Source organism: Micromonospora sp. RTGN7 (assembly GCF_033804645.1).
Classification (GTDB): domain Bacteria; phylum Actinomycetota; class Actinomycetes; order Mycobacteriales; family Micromonosporaceae; genus Micromonospora.
On sequence record NZ_JAPZLF010000001.1, the window covers coordinates 141,092 to 159,609 of the forward strand.

An 18,518-nucleotide genomic window follows, 5' to 3' on the forward strand; every position below is an offset into this window, starting at 1 on the left:
CCATGGCGCTCCTCGACCTGCAGGGCCTCGAGATGGCCTCCACCGACCGCACCGGCGGCGGCTCCAGCGCGAGCCTGCTGCTCTGCGGCGACAGCTCGCTCTCCATCACGACCTGCAACTGATCGCCCGCACCACCCACGTGACCATCACCACCCCACGAAAGGACGTGAACATCATGGCGCTCCTCGACCTCCAGGGCCTCGAGATGGCCTCCACCGACCGCACCGGCGGCGGCTCCAGCGCGAGCCTGCTGCTCTGCGGCGACAGCTCGCTCTCCATCACGACCTGCAACTAGTTTCGGGTCGCTCTGCGGCGCCCCGGGTGGACAGCTCTGTCCGCCCGGGGCCGCTCTCCGTTTCCGAGGAGGACCGATGCCCACGGGCGACGGGATGTTCCGGCGGGTAGTCCGGGACGCCGGTGGCTGGACGGCCGCGCTGGCCGCCATCACCCTGACCGGCGCGCTCGCCGAACTGCTGCTGCCGGCGGTTCTCGGCGTCGCCGTCGACGCGGCGCTGACCGGCGGGAGCCGCTGGTGGCCGGCCGCCGTCTGCGCCCTGGTCGCCGTCCTCGTCGCCACCGACACCCTCGCCGACCTGGCCAGCGGGTACGGCGCCGCCCGCGCCACCGCCCGGCTCCGGGAACGGCTGCTACGGCACCTCTTCGCCCTCGACGTGCGCGCCGCCCGTCGGCACCCCGTCGGGGATCTGGTCGGCCGGCTCGTCGGCCAGGCCGCGGACGCCGGACAGGCCGGCACCACCGTGGTGCTCGGCGCGATCGCACTGCTGCCCCCGCTCGGCAGCGTCGTCGCGCTCACCCTGATCGAACCGGCGCTGGGCGTCACCCTGCTCGCCGGGCTGGTGCTGCTGGCCGGCCTGATGCGGGCGTTCGTCACTGACGCCTCGGCGGCCACCGCCGGCTACCAACGGGCCCTGAACTCGATCGCCGGCCGGCTGCTGGAATCCCTCGCCGGCGCCCGGACCATCGCCGCCGCCGGAACCCACCGCAGGGAGGCGCAGCGGGTGCTCGCCGCGCTGCCGGAGCTGGGCGCGAACGGCCGGCGCGGCTGGGAGCTGCTGGCCCGGGCCAGCGCCCGCACCGCCGCCGTGGCGCCGCTGCTGCAACTGGGCGTGGTCGCCGTCGGCGGGTACGCGCTGACCGCCGGCTGGCTCACCCCCGGCCAGTTGGTCTCGGCGGTCCGCTACGCGGCGATCGGGGCCGGGCTGGGCGCGGTCCTGGCCGGCCTGAACCGTCTCGTGCGCAGCCGCTCCGGCGCAGCCCGCGTCGCCGAGGTGCTGGCGTACCCCGTGCCCACCGACGGCGACCGTCGGCTGCCGGCGGGCCGCGGGGCGCTGCGGCTGACAGCGGTGAGCGTGTACGCCGACGACGGCCGGCCCGTTCTCGACGGGGTCGACCTGACCGTGCCGGCCGGCGTCACGGTGGCCGTGGTCGGGCCGTCCGGCGCCGGCAAGTCCACCCTGGCCGCCGTCGCCGGGCGGCTGCACGACCCGGACTCCGGCGAGGTCTGCCTGGACGGCGTGCCGCTGCCCCGGCTGCGCCCGGACGAGCTGCGCCGGGCCGTCGGGTACGCCTTCGACCGGCCGGCGCTGGTCGGCGCGACCGTGCACGACGCGATCGGCCTGGCCCTGCCCCGGGACGAAGCCGCCCCGCCCGCAGACGGGTCGTCGGCCGCCCCCGCCGTCCGGCGGGCCGCCGAGGCGGCGGCGGTCGCCGATGTCGTGGACCGCCTGCCGGCGGGTTTCCGCACCCCGCTGGCAGACACCCCGCTCTCCGGCGGCGAGGCCCAGCGGCTCGGGCTGGCCCGCGCCTTCGCCGGGGCCGATCGGCTGCTGATCCTCGACGATGCCACGTCCAGCCTGGACACCGTCACCGAACACCGCATCGCCCGGGCGGTGACGGGCCGGCCGGGCGAGCGTACCCGGTTGGTGGTCACCCACCGGGCCGCCACGGCGGCGGCGGCCGACCTGGTCGCCTGGCTCGACGGCGGCCGGCTGCGCGCCCTCGCCCCGCACCGGCGGCTCTGGGCGGACCCGGCTTACCGGGCGGTCTTCCGCACCGACGGGGCCCCCCGATGAGCCGCCGAAACGCCCGGGTGCCACACCGGGAGACCCGGGTGTCGACCGGCGCCGGGGTACGACGGGCGACCTGGGGGGCGCTCCGCGCACGGCGGCCGGCCGTGACGCGGCTCGTCGGCTGGTCGGTCGTCGAGGCGCTGCCGGCGCTGCTCTCCGGCGCCCTGGTGGCGCGGGCGGTCGACGCGGGCTTCCTGGCCGGACGCCTGAACGTCGGCCTGGGCTGGCTGGGGCTGCTCGCCGGGGCGGTGCTCATCGGCGCGGTGGCGACCGGTCGGACGTACCGGAGCCTGGGCGCGGTGGTCGAACCGTTCCGGGACGACCTCGCCGGCCGGGTGGTCCGGGCCGCCTTGCGGGACGCCACCCGGGTCGGCGGACGCGCCGACACCGCCTCGGCGGCCCGGCTGACCCACCAGGTGGAGCTGGTCCGGGACACCTTCGCCGGCCTGCTGATGGTGACGCGTGGCTTCCTGTTCGCTGCCGGGGCGGCCCTGCTCGGGCTGGTGGCCCTGGACCCGGTGATGGCTGCGCTGGTGGCCGCGCCGCTGGTCGTCGGGCTCGCCGTGTTCCTCGCCGCGCTCCCGGCGATGGCCGGGCAGCAGCGACGGTACGTCCGCGCCGGCGAGGAGCTCGGCCGGGCCGCCGCGACCGCGCTGTCCGGGCACCGGGACGTGCGGGCGTGCGGCGCGACCGAACGGGTCGTCGCCGACGTGGGGCGGCGGGTGGCCGACCAGGCCGCCGCCGAACGGACCCTGGCGCGGATGTCCGCCGTACGCAGCCTCAGCCTCGGCCTGGGCGGCTGGCTGCCGCTGGCGGTGCTGCTACTGGCGGCGCCGTGGCTGGTGGACCGAGGCCTGACCGCCGGCGCGGTGCTCGGTGCCCTGATCTACGTCTCCACCGGCCTCCAGCCCGCCCTGCACGCGCTGGTGCAGGGCCTCGGCGGCGGTGGCCTGCGGTACGTGGTCACCCTGGACCGCATCCTGCGGACCTGCCCCGACGACGAGCCCGACCCGCCGCCCGCCGCCCCGTCCGCAGCCCCGTCCGACCAGCCGGCAGACGGCCCGCCATCGGCGCGGGACGCGAGTCCAGCAGCCCCGCGGGACGCGAGCCCAGCAGCCGCGCGGATCCACAGGCTGACCTTCCGGTACGGGGCGGCGGCGAGGCCGGTACTGGCGGACGTCACCCTGACCCTGCCCCCCGGGGAGCACCTCGCCGTGGTCGGGGCGAGCGGGGCGGGCAAGTCCACCCTGGCCGCCCTGCTGTCCGGGCTGCTCGTGCCACAAGCCGGCACGGTGCTCCTGGGCGGGGTCCCGGTGGCCACCGCCCCACCGGCCGCGCTGGCTCGCCTCCGGGTGCTGGTGCCGCAGGAGGCGTACGTCTTCACCGGCTCACTCGCCGACAACCTGCGCTACCTGCGCCCAGAGGCCGACGACGACACCGTGGCGGCCGCCGTCGAGGTTCTCGGGGCGAGAACGCTGGTCGCCCGGCTCGGTGGGCTGGGCGGGACGGTGACGCCGGACGCGATCTCCGCCGGCGAACGGCAACTCCTCGCTGCGGTGCGGGCGTACCTGTCCCCCGCTCCGCTGGTGATCCTCGACGAGGCCACCTGTCACCTGGACCCGGCGGCGGAGGCGACGGTGGAGGACGCCTTCGCCCGCCGGCCCGGCACGCTGGTGGTGATCGCGCACCGGATCAGCTCCGCCGTCCGCGCCCGCCGGGTGCTGGTGGTCGACGGCGAGCGGCCGGTTACGGGCACCCACGAGGAACTGCTGGGCCTATCTGCAACGTACCGAGAACTCGTCGGCCACTGGACCGACCACCCCACCCCAGCCCCCCAACACTAACCCCCACCCCACCCACCCCCACGCCGCGCAAATACCCGGAAAGGGTTCCCTTTCCGGGTATTTGCCTGCGGGGGAGAGCGTTTTTCGTGTCCCCGGGGGGGTGTTAGGTGGGGGGAGCGGGGCGGGGGCTTGTCGGGTTCGGGTGGCGTCAGATCCAACCGGATTCCCGGGCGACCCGGACCGCCTCCACCCGGGTCCGGGCCCCGGTCTTGCGGGCGATACGCCCGAGGTGGTTGCGGACGGTGCCGCAGGAGAGGCTCAGCGAACCGGCCACCTCGGCGACCGGGGCACCGTCGGCGGTCAGCCGTAGCACCTCGGTCTCCCGGACGGTCAGCGGGCTGTCGGCGGCGAGCGCCGCCAGGACGAGTTCGGCGTCGACCACCGACTCGTGCCGCGCGAGCCGCCGGATCCCGTCGACCACCCGGTGCGGGGACACGTCGCTGGCCAGGATGCCGACCGTACGGCCCGGGGAGAACACGCCGTGCAGGCCCCGGACGCGACGCGGGTCAGCGAGCACCAGCAGGGGGCACGGCTGCGCCACCGTCGCCGCCCCTTCGGTGATCAGGTCGAAGTCCATCACCGCAACGTCCGGCCGGCCGGCACGGACCGCTTGACCGACCGCGTCGCGGCGGCCCACCTCCGCCACCACGTGGATGTCCTCCTCGGCGGCGAGGACGAGGGACAACGCACCTCGGACCAGTGCACCGTCCAGGGCGAGCAGGGTACGGATCATATCGGACCCCTCCGGCACTTCCATTGACCACCGACGGTCAACATTCAAACACGTAACTTGGCACTCCGCTCGGTGAGCGGGCGGGCCCCGGAACGACCGCGCCGGGGCCCGCCCGCGACGGCTACAGCCAGCCGTCCCGCTGCGCCAGCCGGACGGCTTCCAGCCGGTTTCGGGTGCCGGTTTTGTGCAGAATGGCCGAGAGGTGGTTGCGTACAGTGCCGTGGGCAAGGAAGAGCCGGCGAGCGATCTCCTTCAGCGGCAGCCCCTCGGCGGCGACCCGCAGCACCTCCAGTTCCCGACGGGTCAGCGGGTTGACCGGCGGGCTGAGCACGGCCACCGCGGCCACCGGGTCGATCACCCGTTCCCCGGCGGCGGTCGTCCGGACCGCGCGTACCAGTTCCGACAGCGCGATGCTCTTGCTGACCAGGCCGCGCGCCCCGGCCGTCAGGGCCGCCTCGACCAGCGGCGGACTCCAACGATGGCTCAACGCCAGCACGGACGTCTGTGGGGTCTCGGCAACCACCTTGGCGACCACCCATGCCGACTCGGGCGCGTCCGGCTTCAGCTCCAGCACCAGCACATCGGGGCGTTCCCGACGCAGCACCCCCCACAGTTCCCCGATGCCGGCGGCATCGGCGACGACCTGGATGTCTTCCTCGTTCGACAGCGCGGCGCAGAGTGCGCTGCGCAGCAGTCCCATGTACTCGGCCACGACGACGTGGATCACCACGTATCTCCGATCTCGGGTACGCGTCGCGCCGCCCCGACCGGTCGGCTCGACACGGATCGGGGGCGGTGCGCGCGGAAACGGACAGCGTCGGCCCGGAGCGGGCGCCATGATGGATGCTCACGGGCCACGGGGGCCACATCCGGCGATCAGCACGGCACACGGGCCGGCGAGCGCGGGACGGGCCGGGCCGCGGATCAGCCGGGGCGGACGGTCACCGCCGGGGCCCGGCCGTTGACCGGAACCGACGTGAGGACGGTGCGATGGCGGCCGTCGACGCGCGACGGCCAGCGGGTGTCATGGGTCGAGGCGGGCACGGGCCCGGCACCGGCACGGGCGTCGCCGACCCGGTCGCCGTACGGCACCGGCCGGCCGGGCCCGGCCGAGGGCTGCGCCCCGGCTGCCGGCTGGGTCTTCGCGGACGTGGCGGGGCCGGAGGTTCCGGGAATGACGGTGGCGATCGGCCACCCGGGCGGGGACGCCATAGCCGGCTCGCTCGCGCCGTCGGCCCCAGGGAACGTCGGCGACGCGAGGGCTACGGGAACCGGGGCGGTGGAAACCGGGGCGGTGGAAGCCGGGGCGGTGGGGATGACCGGTGCGCCCGGAAGCGGCGCCGCACCGACCGGCGGGATCGGGGACCCGGGCGGAGCCGTCGGGTCGGCCGGCAGGCCGGGCAGGCCGGGCAACACCGGGGTCAGCACCGCGCCGACCAGCCCCAAGACCGGGGGCAGGACCTGCTGCGCCAGCTCGCTGACCAGGCCGGTCACCCAGGTCGTACGGCCGCCCAGCAGTTCGGACAGGCAGGACACGACGCCGCCACCGGGGCCGGTGGGCGCCGCGACGGCGGGTGCGTCAGGAAGCGGACGCCCGACGCCGGCCACCGGGCCCTGCAGCTCCCCGGCCGGGTCGACGACGGCCGACGGGACGCCGGGAGTCGCTGGCCGCTGGCCGGGGCGGGCTGCTGGCCGGGGCTCCCCCGGGTTCACGGGGGACGCCTCGTCGGCGTCGGGACGGACGTCGGCCGGTGCGGGCCGGGCCGGGCCGGGGACGTCGGGCTCCGTGGGCCGGGGAGCATGCGCCGGGGGGCGGAGCGGCAGCACCGGCAGCAGCCGGGTGGGCCGCTCCACGGCCTGCTCCGGAACCGACATGCCGGGCCGGGCCCGGTCGGGATTGCCGGGCCGGCCGCCGTCAGGGTTACCGGGCCGGGCCCGGTCGGGCCCATCCCGGTCAGGGGTGGGGCGGCCCGGGTTGGCGGGCCAGCTGCCATCGGGGTTACCGGGCAGGGTGCCGTTGGGGCTGGCGGGCAGGACGCGGCCGAGGAGATCGGGGAGCAGACCGGCCGAGCGGAGCACCCCACCTACGGTGGCGGTGTCGGTGTCGGTGTCGGTGCGCGGACCGTGCTCGTCCGCGGCGGCGGGGCCGGCGAGGAGCACGGCCGCGACGATCCCTGCGCCCATCGCGCCCACCAGCAGCACGAGCCGCCGTACGAGCCGCACCGCCGATGCAACCGGAGCGGTCCCGGCGCGCCACGACACTGCGACGACCACGGCTGGGGCGGAGCGGACAGCGGGACAGCGCACGCGGACCGACCTTTCTCCTCCGAAGGTGTTGACACATCGTAACGAGGTCGTCACCACCATGCACCCCCCGCCTTCCGGTCCTTTCGGACGGCCGGAACAGTCAGAGAGCCGGAACAGTCAGAGAGCCGGACCGGTCAGCCGGCCGGAAGATGGTCGCGCAACGCGGCAAACTGGGCCACGGTGAGGTACGACGGGTTGGCCACCTGTGGCTGGCGGAGCACCTCCAGGCCGGCCAGCCGCGGATCGGCACGCAACCGCCGGCGGGGTACCCGGTCCGGCTCGTCGAGGACGGTCAGGTCGAGCGACACCGACCAGCCGTCGTCCGGGTCGGCGACGGGCGCGGCGGTGACCCGGCCGACCCGGTCGGCGTTGCCCTTGATCAGCCACGCCCCCAGGTCGTCGAGGCTCACCCTTCGATCGGTCACCCGGCCATTGTGCCGGCCGGCGGTCAGCTGTCGAGCCAGCGGTGGATGCAGTGCAGCAGGTCCTCGGCGTCCACCGGTTTGGTGACGTAGTCGCTGGCCCCGGAGGTGATGCTCTTCTCCCGGTCGCCGTGCATGGCCTTGGCTGTCACCGCGATGATCGGCAGGTCGGCGTAACGCGGCATTGCCCGGATGGCGGCGGTGGCCGCGTACCCGTCCATCTCCGGCATCATCACGTCCATCAGGACGAGGTCGATGTCGTCGTGGCGCATCAGGGTCTCGATGCCCTTGCGGCCGTTCTCGGCGTAGACCACGTCGAGGCCGTGCAGCTCCAGGATGTTGGTCAGGGCGAAGACGTTGCGGGCGTCGTCGTCGACGACGAGGACCTTGCGGCCGGTCAGCCCGCCGGGGGCACCGCCCCAGGAGGTGTCGTTGCCCTGGGACGGTCGGGCGAAGGGCAGCACATGCTCGCGCACCTCCACCGACAGGTACAGGACGATCCGCTCCCGCAGGTCGTCCAGGCTGGCCAGGACCTCCAGCGGGCGATCGCCGGCCATCGCCCGGAGCAGGGCCTCCTGCCCGGACGCCAGCGGTCGGGCGTGGTACGCCAGCACCGGCACACCCCGGTTGGCGGGGTCGTCGCGCAGCGCCCGCAGCAGCAGCGCACCGCTGTCGTCCGGCAGGTCCAGGTGCACCACCAGGCAGCGGTGCCGGCGACCAGCCGCGGCTTCCAGCGCCGAGGGGGCGTCCAGGACGGTGGCGACCTCGACGGGCGTGCCACCCTCGCTCAGCCCGGCCGCCACGCCGTGGACCAGCATGGTCAGCAGCCCCTTGTCGTGGTGTTCGAGCACGAGGACACGCCGCTCGGCCACCGTGGACGGGGCGGCCGGCAGCCCGAACGGAGCCGATCCGCCGGCGAGGGCGAGCCCGGCCTGGCCGGCGAGGGCGGACAGCGACGCCACGGGGCCGGACGAGGCCGCCGGGGCGGCGGGAACGACCGGGTTGGACAGGGCGGCCGGCAGGAAGAGGGTGAACGTGCTCCCTCTTCCGAGGACGCTGCGGGCGGTGATCCGGCCGCCCAGCAGGTGGGCGATCTCGCGACTGATCGACAGGCCCAGCCCGGTCCCGCCGTACCGGCGGCTGGTGGTGCCGTCGGCCTGCTGGAACGCGTCGAAGATCGCGGTGAGGTGCTGTTCGGCGATGCCGATGCCGGTGTCGACGACCCGGAAGGCCAGCACCGTCTCCCCCGCCACGAACTGCTCGGGCAGCTCGTCGGGGCGGGCCCGCTCGATGCGCAGCTCCACCCGGCCCTGCTCGGTGAACTTGACGGCGTTGGAGACGAGGTTGCGCAGCACCTGCCGCAGCCGCTGCTCGTCGGTGTGCAGCCGCTGGGGTACGTCCGGGGCGGTGCTGATGTCCAGTTCCAGGCCCCGGGGCGTGGTCAGCGGGCGGAACGTCGCGTCGACGTAGTCGCGCAGCTCGCTCAGCTCGAACGTCTCCGGGTTGACGTCCATCTTGCCGGCCTCCACCTTGGACAGGTCGAGGATGTCGTTGATCAACTGGAGCAGGTCGGTGCCGGCGGAGTGGATGACGGTGGCGTACTCGACCTGCTTGGCCGTCAGGTTGCGGTTCGGGTTCTGGGCCAGCAGCTGGGCCAGGATGAGCAACGAGTTCAGCGGGGTACGCAGCTCGTGGCTCATGTTGGCAAGGAACTCCGACTTGTACTTCGACGCCAGCGCCAACTGCTGGGCGCGGGCCTCCAACTCCTGGCGGGCCTGCTCGATCTCGGAGTTCTTGGTCTCGATGTCGTGGTTCTGCCTGGCCAGCAGCGCCGCCTTGTCCTCCAGGTCGGCGTTGGAGCGCTGGAGCTCCTCGGAGCGGGCCTGGAGCTCCTCCGAGCGGGCCCGCAGTTCGGCGGCGAGGCGCTGCGACTCGGTGAGCAGCACATCGGTGCGGGCGTTGGCGACGATGGTGTTGACGTTGACGCCGATGGTCTCCATGAGCTGGTCGAGGAAGTCCCGGTGCACCTCGGTGAACCGGCTCATGCTGGCCAGCTCGATGACGCCGAGCACCTGGTCCTCGAAGAGGATCGGCAGCACCACCAGGTGCAGCGGGACGGCGGCGCCGAGGCTGGAGGAGACGGTGACGTAGTCGGCGGGCACGGTGTCCACCACGATCGCCCGCTTGCTCACCGCGGCCTGCCCGACGAGGGAGTCGCCGAGGGCGTACCGACGACCGGACGCGCGGTGGCCGTAGCCGCCGACCACCCGCAGGGTGGGGGCGTCCGTGGTCTCCTCGACCAACAGGAACGTGCCGAGCTGCGCGGAAACCAGCGGGGCCAGCTCGTCCATCACCAGCCCGGCGACGACCTCCAGGTCACGGTGGCCCTGCATCAGGCCGGAGATCCGGGCGAGGTTGGTCTTGAGCCAGTCCTGCTCCTGGTTCATCCTGGTGGTCTCGCGCAGCGACTCCACCATGGAGTTGATGTTGTCCTTGAGCTCGGCCACCTCACCGGAGGCGTCGACGGTGATCGAGCGGGTCAGGTCGCCGGTGGCCACCGCGCTGGTCACCTCGGCGATGGCGCGGACCTGCCGGGTGAGGTTGCCGGCGAGTTCGTTGACGTTCTCGGTGAGCCGCTTCCAGGTGCCGGAGACGCCCTCCACCTCGGCCTGGCCGCCGAGCCGACCCTCGCTGCCCACCTCCCGGGCCACCCGGGTCACCTCGGCGGCGAACGAGGAGAGCTGGTCCACCATCGTGTTGATGGTCGTCTTCAGCTCCAGGATCTCGCCCCGGGCGTCGACGTCGATCTTCCGGGTCAGGTCGCCCTGGGCCACCGCCGTGGTCACCTGGGCGATGTTGCGGACCTGGCCGGTGAGGTTGTTCGCCATCGAGTTGACGTTGTCGGTGAGGTCCTTCCAGGTGCCGGCCACGTTGGGCACCCGGGCCTGGCCGCCGAGCCGGCCCTCGGTGCCCACCTCCCGGGCCACCCGGGTCACCTCGTCGGCGAACGCGCCGAGGGTGTCGACCATGGTGTTGATGGTCTGGGCGAGCACGGCCACCTCACCCTTGGCCTCCACCGTGATCTTGCGGCTCAGGTCGCCCTGCGCCACGGCCGTGGCGACCAGCGCGATCGAGCGCACCTGGTTGGTGAGGTTGTTGGCCATCTCGTTGACGTTGTCGGTGAGGTCCTTCCAGGTGCCACCGACGTTGAGCACCCGGGCCTGGCCGCCGAGCCGGCCCTCGGTGCCCACCTCACGGGCCACCCGGGTCACCTCGTCGGCGAACGCGGAGAGCTGGTCGACCATCGTGTTGATGGTCTCCTTGAGGGCCAGGATCTCGCCCCGGGCGTCGACCCGGATCTTCTGCGTCAGGTCGCCCTTGGCGACGGCGGTGGTGACCTCGGCGATGCTGCGGACCTGGGCGGTGAGGTTGTCCGCCATGACGTTCACCGACTCGGTGAGGTCCTTCCAGGTGCCGGAGACGCCCTTGACGTCGGCCTGGCCGCCGAGCCGGCCCTCGGTGCCCACCTCACGGGCCACCCGGGTCACCTCGTCGGCGAACGACGAGAGCTGTTCCACCATCGTGTTGATGGTGTTCTTCAGCTCCAGGATCTCCCCGTGCGCCGTAACGGTGATCTTCTGCGACAGGTCGCCCCGGGCCACCGCCGTGGCCACCTGGGCGATGCTACGCACCTGGTCGGTCAGGTTGACCGCCATCGAGTTCACCGAGTCGGTCAGGTCCCGCCACGTTCCGGCGACGCCGCTGACCTGGGCCTGGCCGCCGAGGCGGCCGTCGGTGCCGACCTCCCGGGCCACCCGGGTCACCTCGTCGGCGAAGGACGAGAGTTGGTCGACCATCGTGTTGATGGTGCTCTTGAGCTCCAGGATCTCGCCCCGGGCGTCCACGGTGATCTTCTGCGACAGGTCGCCGCGGGCCACGGCGGTGGTGACCTGGGCGATGTTGCGGACCTGGCTGGTCAGGTTGCCGGCCATGAAGTTCACCGAGTCGGTGAGGTCGCGCCAGGTGCCGGCCACCCCGGGCACCTCGGCCTGCCCGCCGAGCCGGCCCTCGCTGCCCACCTCGCGGGCCACCCGGGTCACCTCGTCGGCGAACGACGAGAGCTGGTCGACCATCGTGTTGATGGTGACCTTCAGCTCCAGGATCTCGCCCCGCACGTCCACGGTGATCTTCTGCGACAGGTCGCCCCGGGCCACCGCCGTGGCCACCTCGGCGATGTCGCGTACCTGGTCGGTCAGGTTGCCGGCCATGGCGTTGACGGAGTCGGTGAGGTCCTTCCAGGTGCCCGACACCCCGGGGACCTCGGCCTGGCCGCCGAGCTGACCCTCGGTGCCCACCTCGCGGGCCACCCGGGTCACCTCGGAGGTGAACAGCGACAGCTGGTCGACCATGCCGTTGAAGACGGTGGCGATCTCGCCGAGCAGGCCGTCGGCGTCCTCCGGCAGCCGGGTGCCGAAGTCGCCGTCGCGTACCGCGGTGAGGCCGGCGAGCAGTTGCCGCAGACCCGGGTCGGTCACCGGCCCGGCCGAACCGGGAACCGTGCCACCACGCCGTACCGCCGACCGCTCGACCATCGCAACCCCCGGACTCAACCCGTCGGGCGGGCGGCCCGACAGCAACGACAGCAAACCGAGCAAGTATGCACATGTCCGTGGGGCCGCGAGCGGTGAGGACGGCCGCCCGGCGGGTCGTACGCCCGATCCCGGGCGCGGCGTTCAGCCTCGAGCCGGACCCGGGGCGGTCAGCCGCGCGCTGACCAGAGCCATCGTGCCCCGACCGTCGGCATGAATCTCCAGACCGTCGGTGAGCTGCTGGGCGAGCCACAGGCCGCGGTTTCCCACCTGGTTCGGCGCGGGAAGCGCGACCCGCACGTCGCCGAAGCCGGGGCCATCGTCGGCGATCTCGCACGTCAGCAGGTCACCGTGGCGGCGCAGCCGCAGCTCGCCGCTGCCGCCGCCGTGCCGGACGACGTTGGTGACCAGCTCGTGCACCGCCAGCACGAAGTCCTCCAGGGCGACATCGGTCAGGCCCGCCGCACCGGCCGAGGCGGTGACCGCGTGCCGCAGCGCCGTCACCCCCCCGGCGGTGATGACCTCCGCCAACAGGGTCGTCCCGGCATCCGCACGGGACGCGCCGGCTGCCGTGCCGCCGCCACCACCCCCACCGCTGTTCATGGCGGGACCGTACACGGCCCGCGCCCACACAGGACGCGCCCCGGGTGGCTCTGCCGCCCGAACGGCCCGAGCCAGCCACGGTTTACCGGCCCGGGCGGCAGAGCCACCGCACGTTCTGCCGGCCCGGGCGGGCAGAGCCCTTCGCGATCAGCCGGCCCGGGCGGCGGGCAGCCCGGCCATCAGTCGAATCTGGGCGGTACGCGACCGTTCGATGCGGTCGGCGAGGTCGCGTACCTCGGGGCCCACCGCCACCGGTCGGTGCGCCCGCGCCAGCGCGACGGCCCGGCCCTGGTGGGCGGTGAGCACGTCGATGAGTACGGCGTCGAACCGCTCGGCGGCGGCGGAGCTCAGCCGGGCGAGGTCGGGGTCGGTGGTCGGGGAGGGGGGACGGTGCGCGTCGTGCCCGGTGTGCCCGCTGTGCGCGTCGGGCCCGGCGGGGTCGCCGGGCGGGGTCGCGGCGGCCAACCACCGCCGCATCGTGGCCAGTTCGTCGGCCTCGGTCGCGTCGACGGCGGCGACGAGGGTGCGCAGCTCGGCGTCGGTGATCCGACCGGCCGCCGCGACGGCGATCACCCGGGTCCGGTCGTGGTGGGCCACCATCGCCGTCAGGAACGGCACGTCCGCCGGGTCGGGTCGGGCGAAGCCCGCGGACGCGGGCGGCGCCCCGGTCCCGCTGGCGGGACCGGTGGGCGTGGCGACGGTCGGCGCACATCCGGCGAGCGCCAGGAGCACGGCGAGCGGGAGCGGGGCGATCCGAAGCACCGCGCCGGGGGTTCTCATGCCGTGGCCTTCCGTGTGGGGCGGGTGTGGCCCGCAGCCGGGCCACACCCGGGGCGGGTCAGATCCGGGCCCAGAGAGCCGGTACGTTCGGCGGCTCCCAGCCGGGCAGGGCGGTGTGCGGCTGCACGCACCGGTACGTCGCACCGCCGTAGGTGACCTGGTCACCGACGCGGTACGCCTGCCCGGCGGTCCAGGTGCCGGACGGGGCGGGGGTGGTGGGTGCCGGCGTGGGCGGCCTCGTCGGGGACGGGGTGGGCGTGGGCGTGGGGTTGCCTCCGCCCCCACCGATCTGGAGGTCCACGCAGGAGTAGAAGGCGTTGGCGGTGTCGGCGATGTTCCAGATGGCCAGGAGCTTCTGTCGGCCCGACCAGCTGCCGAGGTTGACGGTGTGCGAGACGGTGGCCCCGGGCTGGCTTCCGCCCCCGTCGACCGTGGCAACCCGGGTGCCGCCGATGAAGTACTCCCAGTTGCTGGTGGCGTGCCGGGCGGTGTTGGTCCAGGTGAAGGTGACCGAACTGCCGACCGAGGTGGCCGGCCAGCCCCGGGCATCGTCGTTGAGGACGGCGAAGTGGCTGATCCCGGCGTTGCAGCTGCGCAGCCCCTTCGGACCCTCGACGCTCTGCGGCTCGTACTTGATCTGGCCGCAGTCGGGCACCCGCCCCTGGGCGCAGAGCGCCTGACGGCTCGGCGGGCCGGAGATGTAGCCGTGCGCCTGGACAGGCACCGCGACGGCCAGGGAGGCGACGACGGCTCCCGCCGACGCGAGCGGAACGGCGATTGTTCGACGCATGTGGATGATCCTTCCGATCATGGCGGACATCCCCGCACCGCACCAGCTGGGGGAACGCGCCCACCGAGGGGATGCGATGAAGATAAAGTAAACATTGTTAACAGTAAATACCCCTGGCGAAAAAGTCGCACCCAGCGCCCGATCCGGTCCCCGGACGCGCCGGACCGCGCACCACCGCGGCCGGGCCGCCCCTTCCGCCCCCGCGACAGGACGTCCCGCACCGGCGGACCGGACAACCCGGGCCCGCCCGTCGAGCCCCACGAAGCCCGAGCCCCGCGAAGCCCGAGCCCCAGCCCAGGAGGCCGGCGACGGGCCAGCTCACATTCCATCCAACCGCCCGCGGCGCATATCTCCGGCTCCGCTCGGACAAAATGCCATTGACGGCTGTTGACCGTTTTGAGCCGCCGCCGCGCAAAGTCTGCTTTTCCGATAGGGAAATCGTGTTTATAGGGGTAGGCGCAATCGGCAATCCGACGACCGACCTTGAGTCATGACACAGGGTGATGCCCTCGGCATCGCTGCGGCCCGCGTCGCCGAACATCGATCCAGCTCAGAAGCCGGTCCAGCGCGGTGCGGCTCGACGAACGGCAACGGGCGGTCACCGGGGCTCGCCCCGCGCAACTCCGGGAGAGCGGATTGCAAAATGCACGGGTTGACGCGCCGCACCCCCACGACAATCATGACTGTCACTGGACGGCGATTACCGTGATTCCGGATCCGTGACGTTTTCCCACGTCAACGGGTTTATTCGTGGTGCCCACGGCATACGTCGACCGCCATTTGATCCACCAGGAATCGGGTCATCGGAACACCCGCCAGCACACGAGCGAGGAGTCCGCCGGTGAACGGGAACGACGAAGCTTCCGCGCCGCCCCGGCCACTGCCGACGGCGCACCACGACCGACCGGAGGAACGCCTCGCCCTGCACGGCGGCCCGCCGGTCCGCCACACCCCCTGGCCCACGTACGACAAGGGCGCCGTCTTCGTCCACCCCGAGGACGAGGAGGCGGCCTGCCGGGCCGTCCGCAGCCACCTCTACTTCCGGTACGACCACCGGCCGCAGCACGAGACGGAGTGCGGCCAGTTCGAGGAAGAGCTGTGCCGCTTCTTCGGCACCCGGCACGCCCTCGCGGTCTCCAGTGGCACCGCGGCCCTCGCCCTGGCCGTGATGGCCGCCCGGGTGCCCCCCGGGTCGCTGGTCGCCTGCCCCGGCTTCACGTTCGTCGCCACGCCGAGCGCGATCGTCATGGCCGGCTGCCGGCCGTTCCTGGTGGAGGTCGACGAGAACCTGCGGATGGACCTCGACGACCTGCGGCGGCGCTGGGATCAGCGGATCGGGGCGATCCTCGTGGTGCACATGCGCGGCTTCGCCGCCGACGCCGAGGCCCTCGCGCGGTTCGCCGCCGAGATGGGGGTGCCGCTGATCGAGGACGCGGTGCCGGCGCTGGGCGCCGAGCTCAACGGCCGCAAGCTCGGCACGTTCGGGGCTGCCGGGGCGTTCAGCACCCAGTCCGACAAGGCGCTCAACTGCGGTGAGGGCGGCTTCCTGGTCACCGACGACCGGGAGCTGTTCGCCCGGGCGGTGGCGCTCTCCGGCGCGTACGAGGGGCGGTTGCGGCGGCACTTCCCCGACGGTGAGCCACCGCTGACCGGCCTCGAACTGCCGCTGTTGAGCCTGCGGATGGACGAGATCCGGGCGGCGCTGCTGCGCGCCGAGATGGCCCGGTTGCCGGAGCGGCTAGGGCTGTTCCACCGCAACTACGAGTACGTCTCCACCGCGCTGGCCGACCTGCCGGGCATCGCGGCCCGCCGGCCGGTCGCCCCCGGGGCGTACCTCGGGGAGGCGTTCGTGTTCCGGGTTCCCGGCGGCGATGCCGGCTGGTTCGCTCGCGCGCTGCGCCGGGAAGGGATCGACGCGCGCAACATCGGCGCCGACGACGACCTCAACGTCCGCGCGTTCTGGAACTGGCGGTTCGTGTACGACACCGACGACCTCGACGAGATCCGCGCGATGCTGCCGCGCACCACCGGGTACCTGCGGGAGTCGGTGGACGTGCCGCTGTCGTCCAACCTGACCCTCGAGGACTGCGAGGACCTGGTGCGGGCGGTCCGCAAGGTGGCCGCCGCGCTGGGCAGCCCGCCCGCCGGTCCGGGAAGCGACGACCCCACGGCCGTGCCGGCCGGCACGGCGGAGCCGGTGCGCCGATGACGGACATCACCACCCGCGCCGTGCCGCGCCTGGCCCTGGTCGGCGTCTTCGGCGGGCTCTTCGCCGGGTACCTGGGCCTCACCGCAGTGATCCCGGTGCTGCCCGGGTTCCTGCGCGACCGGCACGGCGGCGGAGACCTGGTCATCGGGCTGGTCGTCACGGTGACCGCGGTGACCGCCCTGCTGGTCCGGCCGATCGCCGGTGCGCTGGCCGACCGGTACGGGCACCGCACCGTGATGCTCACCGGCGCCCTCGTCCTGGCCGCCGGCGGGCTGCTGTACTTCCTGCCGCTGGCGGTGCCGGCGCTGGTGGCCGTCCGGCTGCTGCTCGGCGCCGGCGAGGCGGCCCTGTTCACCGCCGGTGCGGTGTGGACGGTGGCGCTGGCCCCGCACCACCGGCGCGGTCAGCTCATCGGCCTGTACGGGATGAGCATGTGGGGCGGCATCTCCGCCGGCACCTTCCTCGGCGCCACCCTGCAACAGGTCTCCTACGCGGCGGTCTGGGCGCTCGCCGCCGCCGCTCCCCTGCTGGCCGCCGCCCTGGTGGCCATGGCCCCGGTCCCGCCCCGGGATCCCGCCGCCGCCCCGGCCAAGGGTGGCGGGCTGCTGCTGCGCCCGGCGCTGCTGCCCGGCACCGCGCTCGCCCTCGGCGCCGCCGGGTACGCCGGCCTCGCCGCGTTCGTCGTGCTGCACCTCGACGCCCGGGGAATCGGCTCCGGGGTGGTGGTGCTGAGCTGCTTCAGCGCCGTGTACGCCCTCACCCGGCTGGTCATCGGGCACCTGCCGGACAAGCTGGGACCGCGACGGGTGGCGGCCTGGTCGGCGGCCGGCGAGGCGGTCGGCCTGGTGATCGTCGCGCTCGCCCCGAACCTGCCCGTCGCCGTGCTCGGCGGGGTGGTCACCGGCGTCGGGTTCAGCCTGCTGCACCCGTCGCTGGCGCTGATGGTGATGAACCGGGCCGACCCGGCCCGGCAGGGGGCGGCGATCGGGGCGTACACCTCGTTCTGGGATCTGGGGCTGGCGGTGTGGGGGCCGGTGGCCGGCCTGGTCGCGGCGACCCTGAACTACCCCGCGGTGTTCGGCGTCGGCGCGGTCTGCGCCGTCGCGGCGGCCGTCATGGCGGCGTGGATCGGCCGCCCGGCGGCCGATCCCGGCGCCGCCCGATCCGGCACCGAGGCGACGGAGGCCCGAGCGACATGAGTGACCTGACCGTCCTCTGCGTCACCGGCTGGTGCCGCAACGGCAGCACCATCATCGGCAACGTGCTCAACGAGGTACCCGGCTTCTTCCACGTCGGTGAGCTGCACTTCCTGTGGAAGAACTCCACCGGGCGGGGCGTCAACGACCTGTGCGGCTGCGGCGTGCCGCTGACCCACTGCGACGTCTGGTCGCACGTCCTGCCGGTCGGCCGGCCCGTCGGTGCGTCGGCCGACGCGCACGCCGCCACGGTGATCGACCGCCAGCGGGCCCGGGTCCGCACCCGGCACACCTGGCGGGTGCTGCGCCGGGGCCTGCACGACGACGAGATACGCGCCCACGCCGACCTGATGGGCCGGGTCTACCGTGCCGTGGCCGAGCGCACCGGCGCGCACACCATCGTGGACACCACGAAGATCCCCGGCGAGGCGGCCCTGCTGCCGTACCTGGACGGGATCACCCCGTACTACGTGCACCTGGTCCGCGACCCGCGCGCCGTGGCGCATTCCTGGCGGGAACCCAAGCAGTACGTGTACGCGATGTCGGCGGCGCGCAGCACCGCGTACTGGCACGGGTTCAACCTGGCCTCGGCGGCGATCACCCGGCGGTTCCCCGACCGGTCGACGCTGCTGCGCTACGAGTCGTTCACCGCCGACCCGGCCGGCACCGTCGACGCGCTGCTGCGGTTCTGCGGCGCCGACCCGGCCGGCAACCCGGTCCACGGCCGCACCGTCGAGCTGCACACCAACCACACGGTGACCGGCAACCCGGACCGGTTCCGCATCGGCGCCACCGTCATCCGGGACTCCGACGACTCCTGGCGGCGCAGCCTGCCGCGGGCCGACCGGTTGGCCGCCACGGCCCTGGCCCAGCCCCTGTTCGCCCGGTACGGCTACCGGTCGGACCCGGCCGGGGCGAACCGGCTGTCACCGACCAACGGATCAGAGAGGTAGGA

General features: G+C 73.8%; 15 protein-coding genes. 7 read left to right on the top strand and 8 right to left on the bottom strand.

What is annotated here, in order from left to right:
* The first annotated feature begins 2 nt into the window (after positions 1 to 2).
* From SNR22_RS00645 to SNR22_RS00660, 4 genes are all read left to right on the top strand, one after another.
* Complete coding sequence (locus SNR22_RS00645; RefSeq protein ID WP_320064229.1) at positions 3 to 122, top strand: SapB/AmfS family lanthipeptide; 120 nt, start codon at positions 3 to 5, stop codon at positions 120 to 122.
* Between the two features lie 53 nt (positions 123 to 175).
* Complete coding sequence (locus tag SNR22_RS00650; protein ID WP_320064229.1) at positions 176 to 295, top strand: SapB/AmfS family lanthipeptide; 120 nt, start codon at positions 176 to 178, stop codon at positions 293 to 295.
* Between the two features lie 76 nt (positions 296 to 371).
* Positions 372 to 2,093, top strand: a complete 1,722-nt coding sequence (locus SNR22_RS00655; protein ID WP_320064230.1) for an ABC transporter ATP-binding protein — start codon at positions 372 to 374, stop codon at positions 2,091 to 2,093.
* Positions 2,090 to 3,934: an ABC transporter ATP-binding protein gene (locus tag SNR22_RS00660; protein ID WP_320064232.1), complete on the top strand. Its 1,845-nt coding sequence runs from the start codon at positions 2,090 to 2,092 to the stop codon at positions 3,932 to 3,934. Before SNR22_RS00655 ends, SNR22_RS00660 begins: the two co-directional genes overlap by 4 nt.
* 148 nt (positions 3,935 to 4,082) lie before the next feature.
* Here SNR22_RS00660 and SNR22_RS00665 read toward each other — a convergent pair whose 3' ends face one another.
* The 8 genes from SNR22_RS00665 to SNR22_RS00700 all read right to left on the bottom strand — a co-directional run bounded on the left by SNR22_RS00665 (position 4,083) and on the right by SNR22_RS00700 (position 14,158).
* Positions 4,083 to 4,667, bottom strand: a complete 585-nt coding sequence (locus tag SNR22_RS00665; RefSeq protein WP_320064233.1) for a response regulator transcription factor — start codon at positions 4,665 to 4,667, stop codon at positions 4,083 to 4,085.
* Positions 4,668 to 4,788: 121 nt separating this feature from the next.
* Positions 4,789 to 5,394: a response regulator transcription factor gene (locus tag SNR22_RS00670; protein WP_320064235.1), complete on the bottom strand. Its 606-nt coding sequence runs from the start codon at positions 5,392 to 5,394 to the stop codon at positions 4,789 to 4,791.
* Between the two features lie 197 nt (positions 5,395 to 5,591).
* Positions 5,592 to 6,890, bottom strand: coding sequence for a hypothetical protein (locus SNR22_RS00675; protein ID WP_320064237.1), 1,299 nt, complete (start codon positions 6,888 to 6,890; stop codon positions 5,592 to 5,594).
* 218 nt (positions 6,891 to 7,108) lie between these two features.
* Complete coding sequence (locus SNR22_RS00680; RefSeq protein WP_320064239.1) at positions 7,109 to 7,399, bottom strand: hypothetical protein; 291 nt, start codon at positions 7,397 to 7,399, stop codon at positions 7,109 to 7,111.
* A gap of 23 nt (positions 7,400 to 7,422) precedes the next feature.
* The gene (locus tag SNR22_RS00685) at positions 7,423 to 11,988 is read right to left on the bottom strand and encodes a HAMP domain-containing protein (protein ID WP_320064241.1); all 4,566 of its coding nucleotides are present in this window, start codon (positions 11,986 to 11,988) and stop codon (positions 7,423 to 7,425) included.
* A 141-nt stretch (positions 11,989 to 12,129) separates the two neighbouring features.
* The gene (locus SNR22_RS00690; RefSeq protein ID WP_320064242.1) at positions 12,130 to 12,588 is read right to left on the bottom strand and encodes an ATP-binding protein; all 459 of its coding nucleotides are present in this window, start codon (positions 12,586 to 12,588) and stop codon (positions 12,130 to 12,132) included.
* A gap of 147 nt (positions 12,589 to 12,735) precedes the next feature.
* Positions 12,736 to 13,368, bottom strand: coding sequence for a DUF305 domain-containing protein (locus tag SNR22_RS00695; protein ID WP_320064243.1), 633 nt, complete (start codon positions 13,366 to 13,368; stop codon positions 12,736 to 12,738).
* A gap of 58 nt (positions 13,369 to 13,426) precedes the next feature.
* Positions 13,427 to 14,158 (bottom strand): lytic polysaccharide monooxygenase, encoded by a 732-nt coding sequence (locus SNR22_RS00700; RefSeq protein ID WP_320064245.1) that lies wholly within the window; start codon positions 14,156 to 14,158, stop codon positions 13,427 to 13,429.
* A gap of 841 nt (positions 14,159 to 14,999) precedes the next feature.
* Between SNR22_RS00700 and SNR22_RS00705 the strand changes: the two genes are divergently transcribed.
* The 3 genes from SNR22_RS00705 to SNR22_RS00715 are packed head-to-tail and all read left to right on the top strand — an operon-like array spanning position 15,000 to position 18,516.
* The gene (locus tag SNR22_RS00705) at positions 15,000 to 16,367 is read left to right on the top strand and encodes a DegT/DnrJ/EryC1/StrS family aminotransferase (protein ID WP_320064246.1); all 1,368 of its coding nucleotides are present in this window, start codon (positions 15,000 to 15,002) and stop codon (positions 16,365 to 16,367) included.
* Complete coding sequence (locus SNR22_RS00710; RefSeq protein WP_320064248.1) at positions 16,364 to 17,566, top strand: MFS transporter; 1,203 nt, start codon at positions 16,364 to 16,366, stop codon at positions 17,564 to 17,566. The genes SNR22_RS00705 and SNR22_RS00710 overlap by 4 nt, the downstream gene beginning before the upstream one ends.
* Positions 17,563 to 18,516, top strand: coding sequence for a sulfotransferase (locus tag SNR22_RS00715; protein WP_320064249.1), 954 nt, complete (start codon positions 17,563 to 17,565; stop codon positions 18,514 to 18,516). Before SNR22_RS00710 ends, SNR22_RS00715 begins: the two co-directional genes overlap by 4 nt.
* Positions 18,517 to 18,518: the final 2 nt, after the last annotated feature.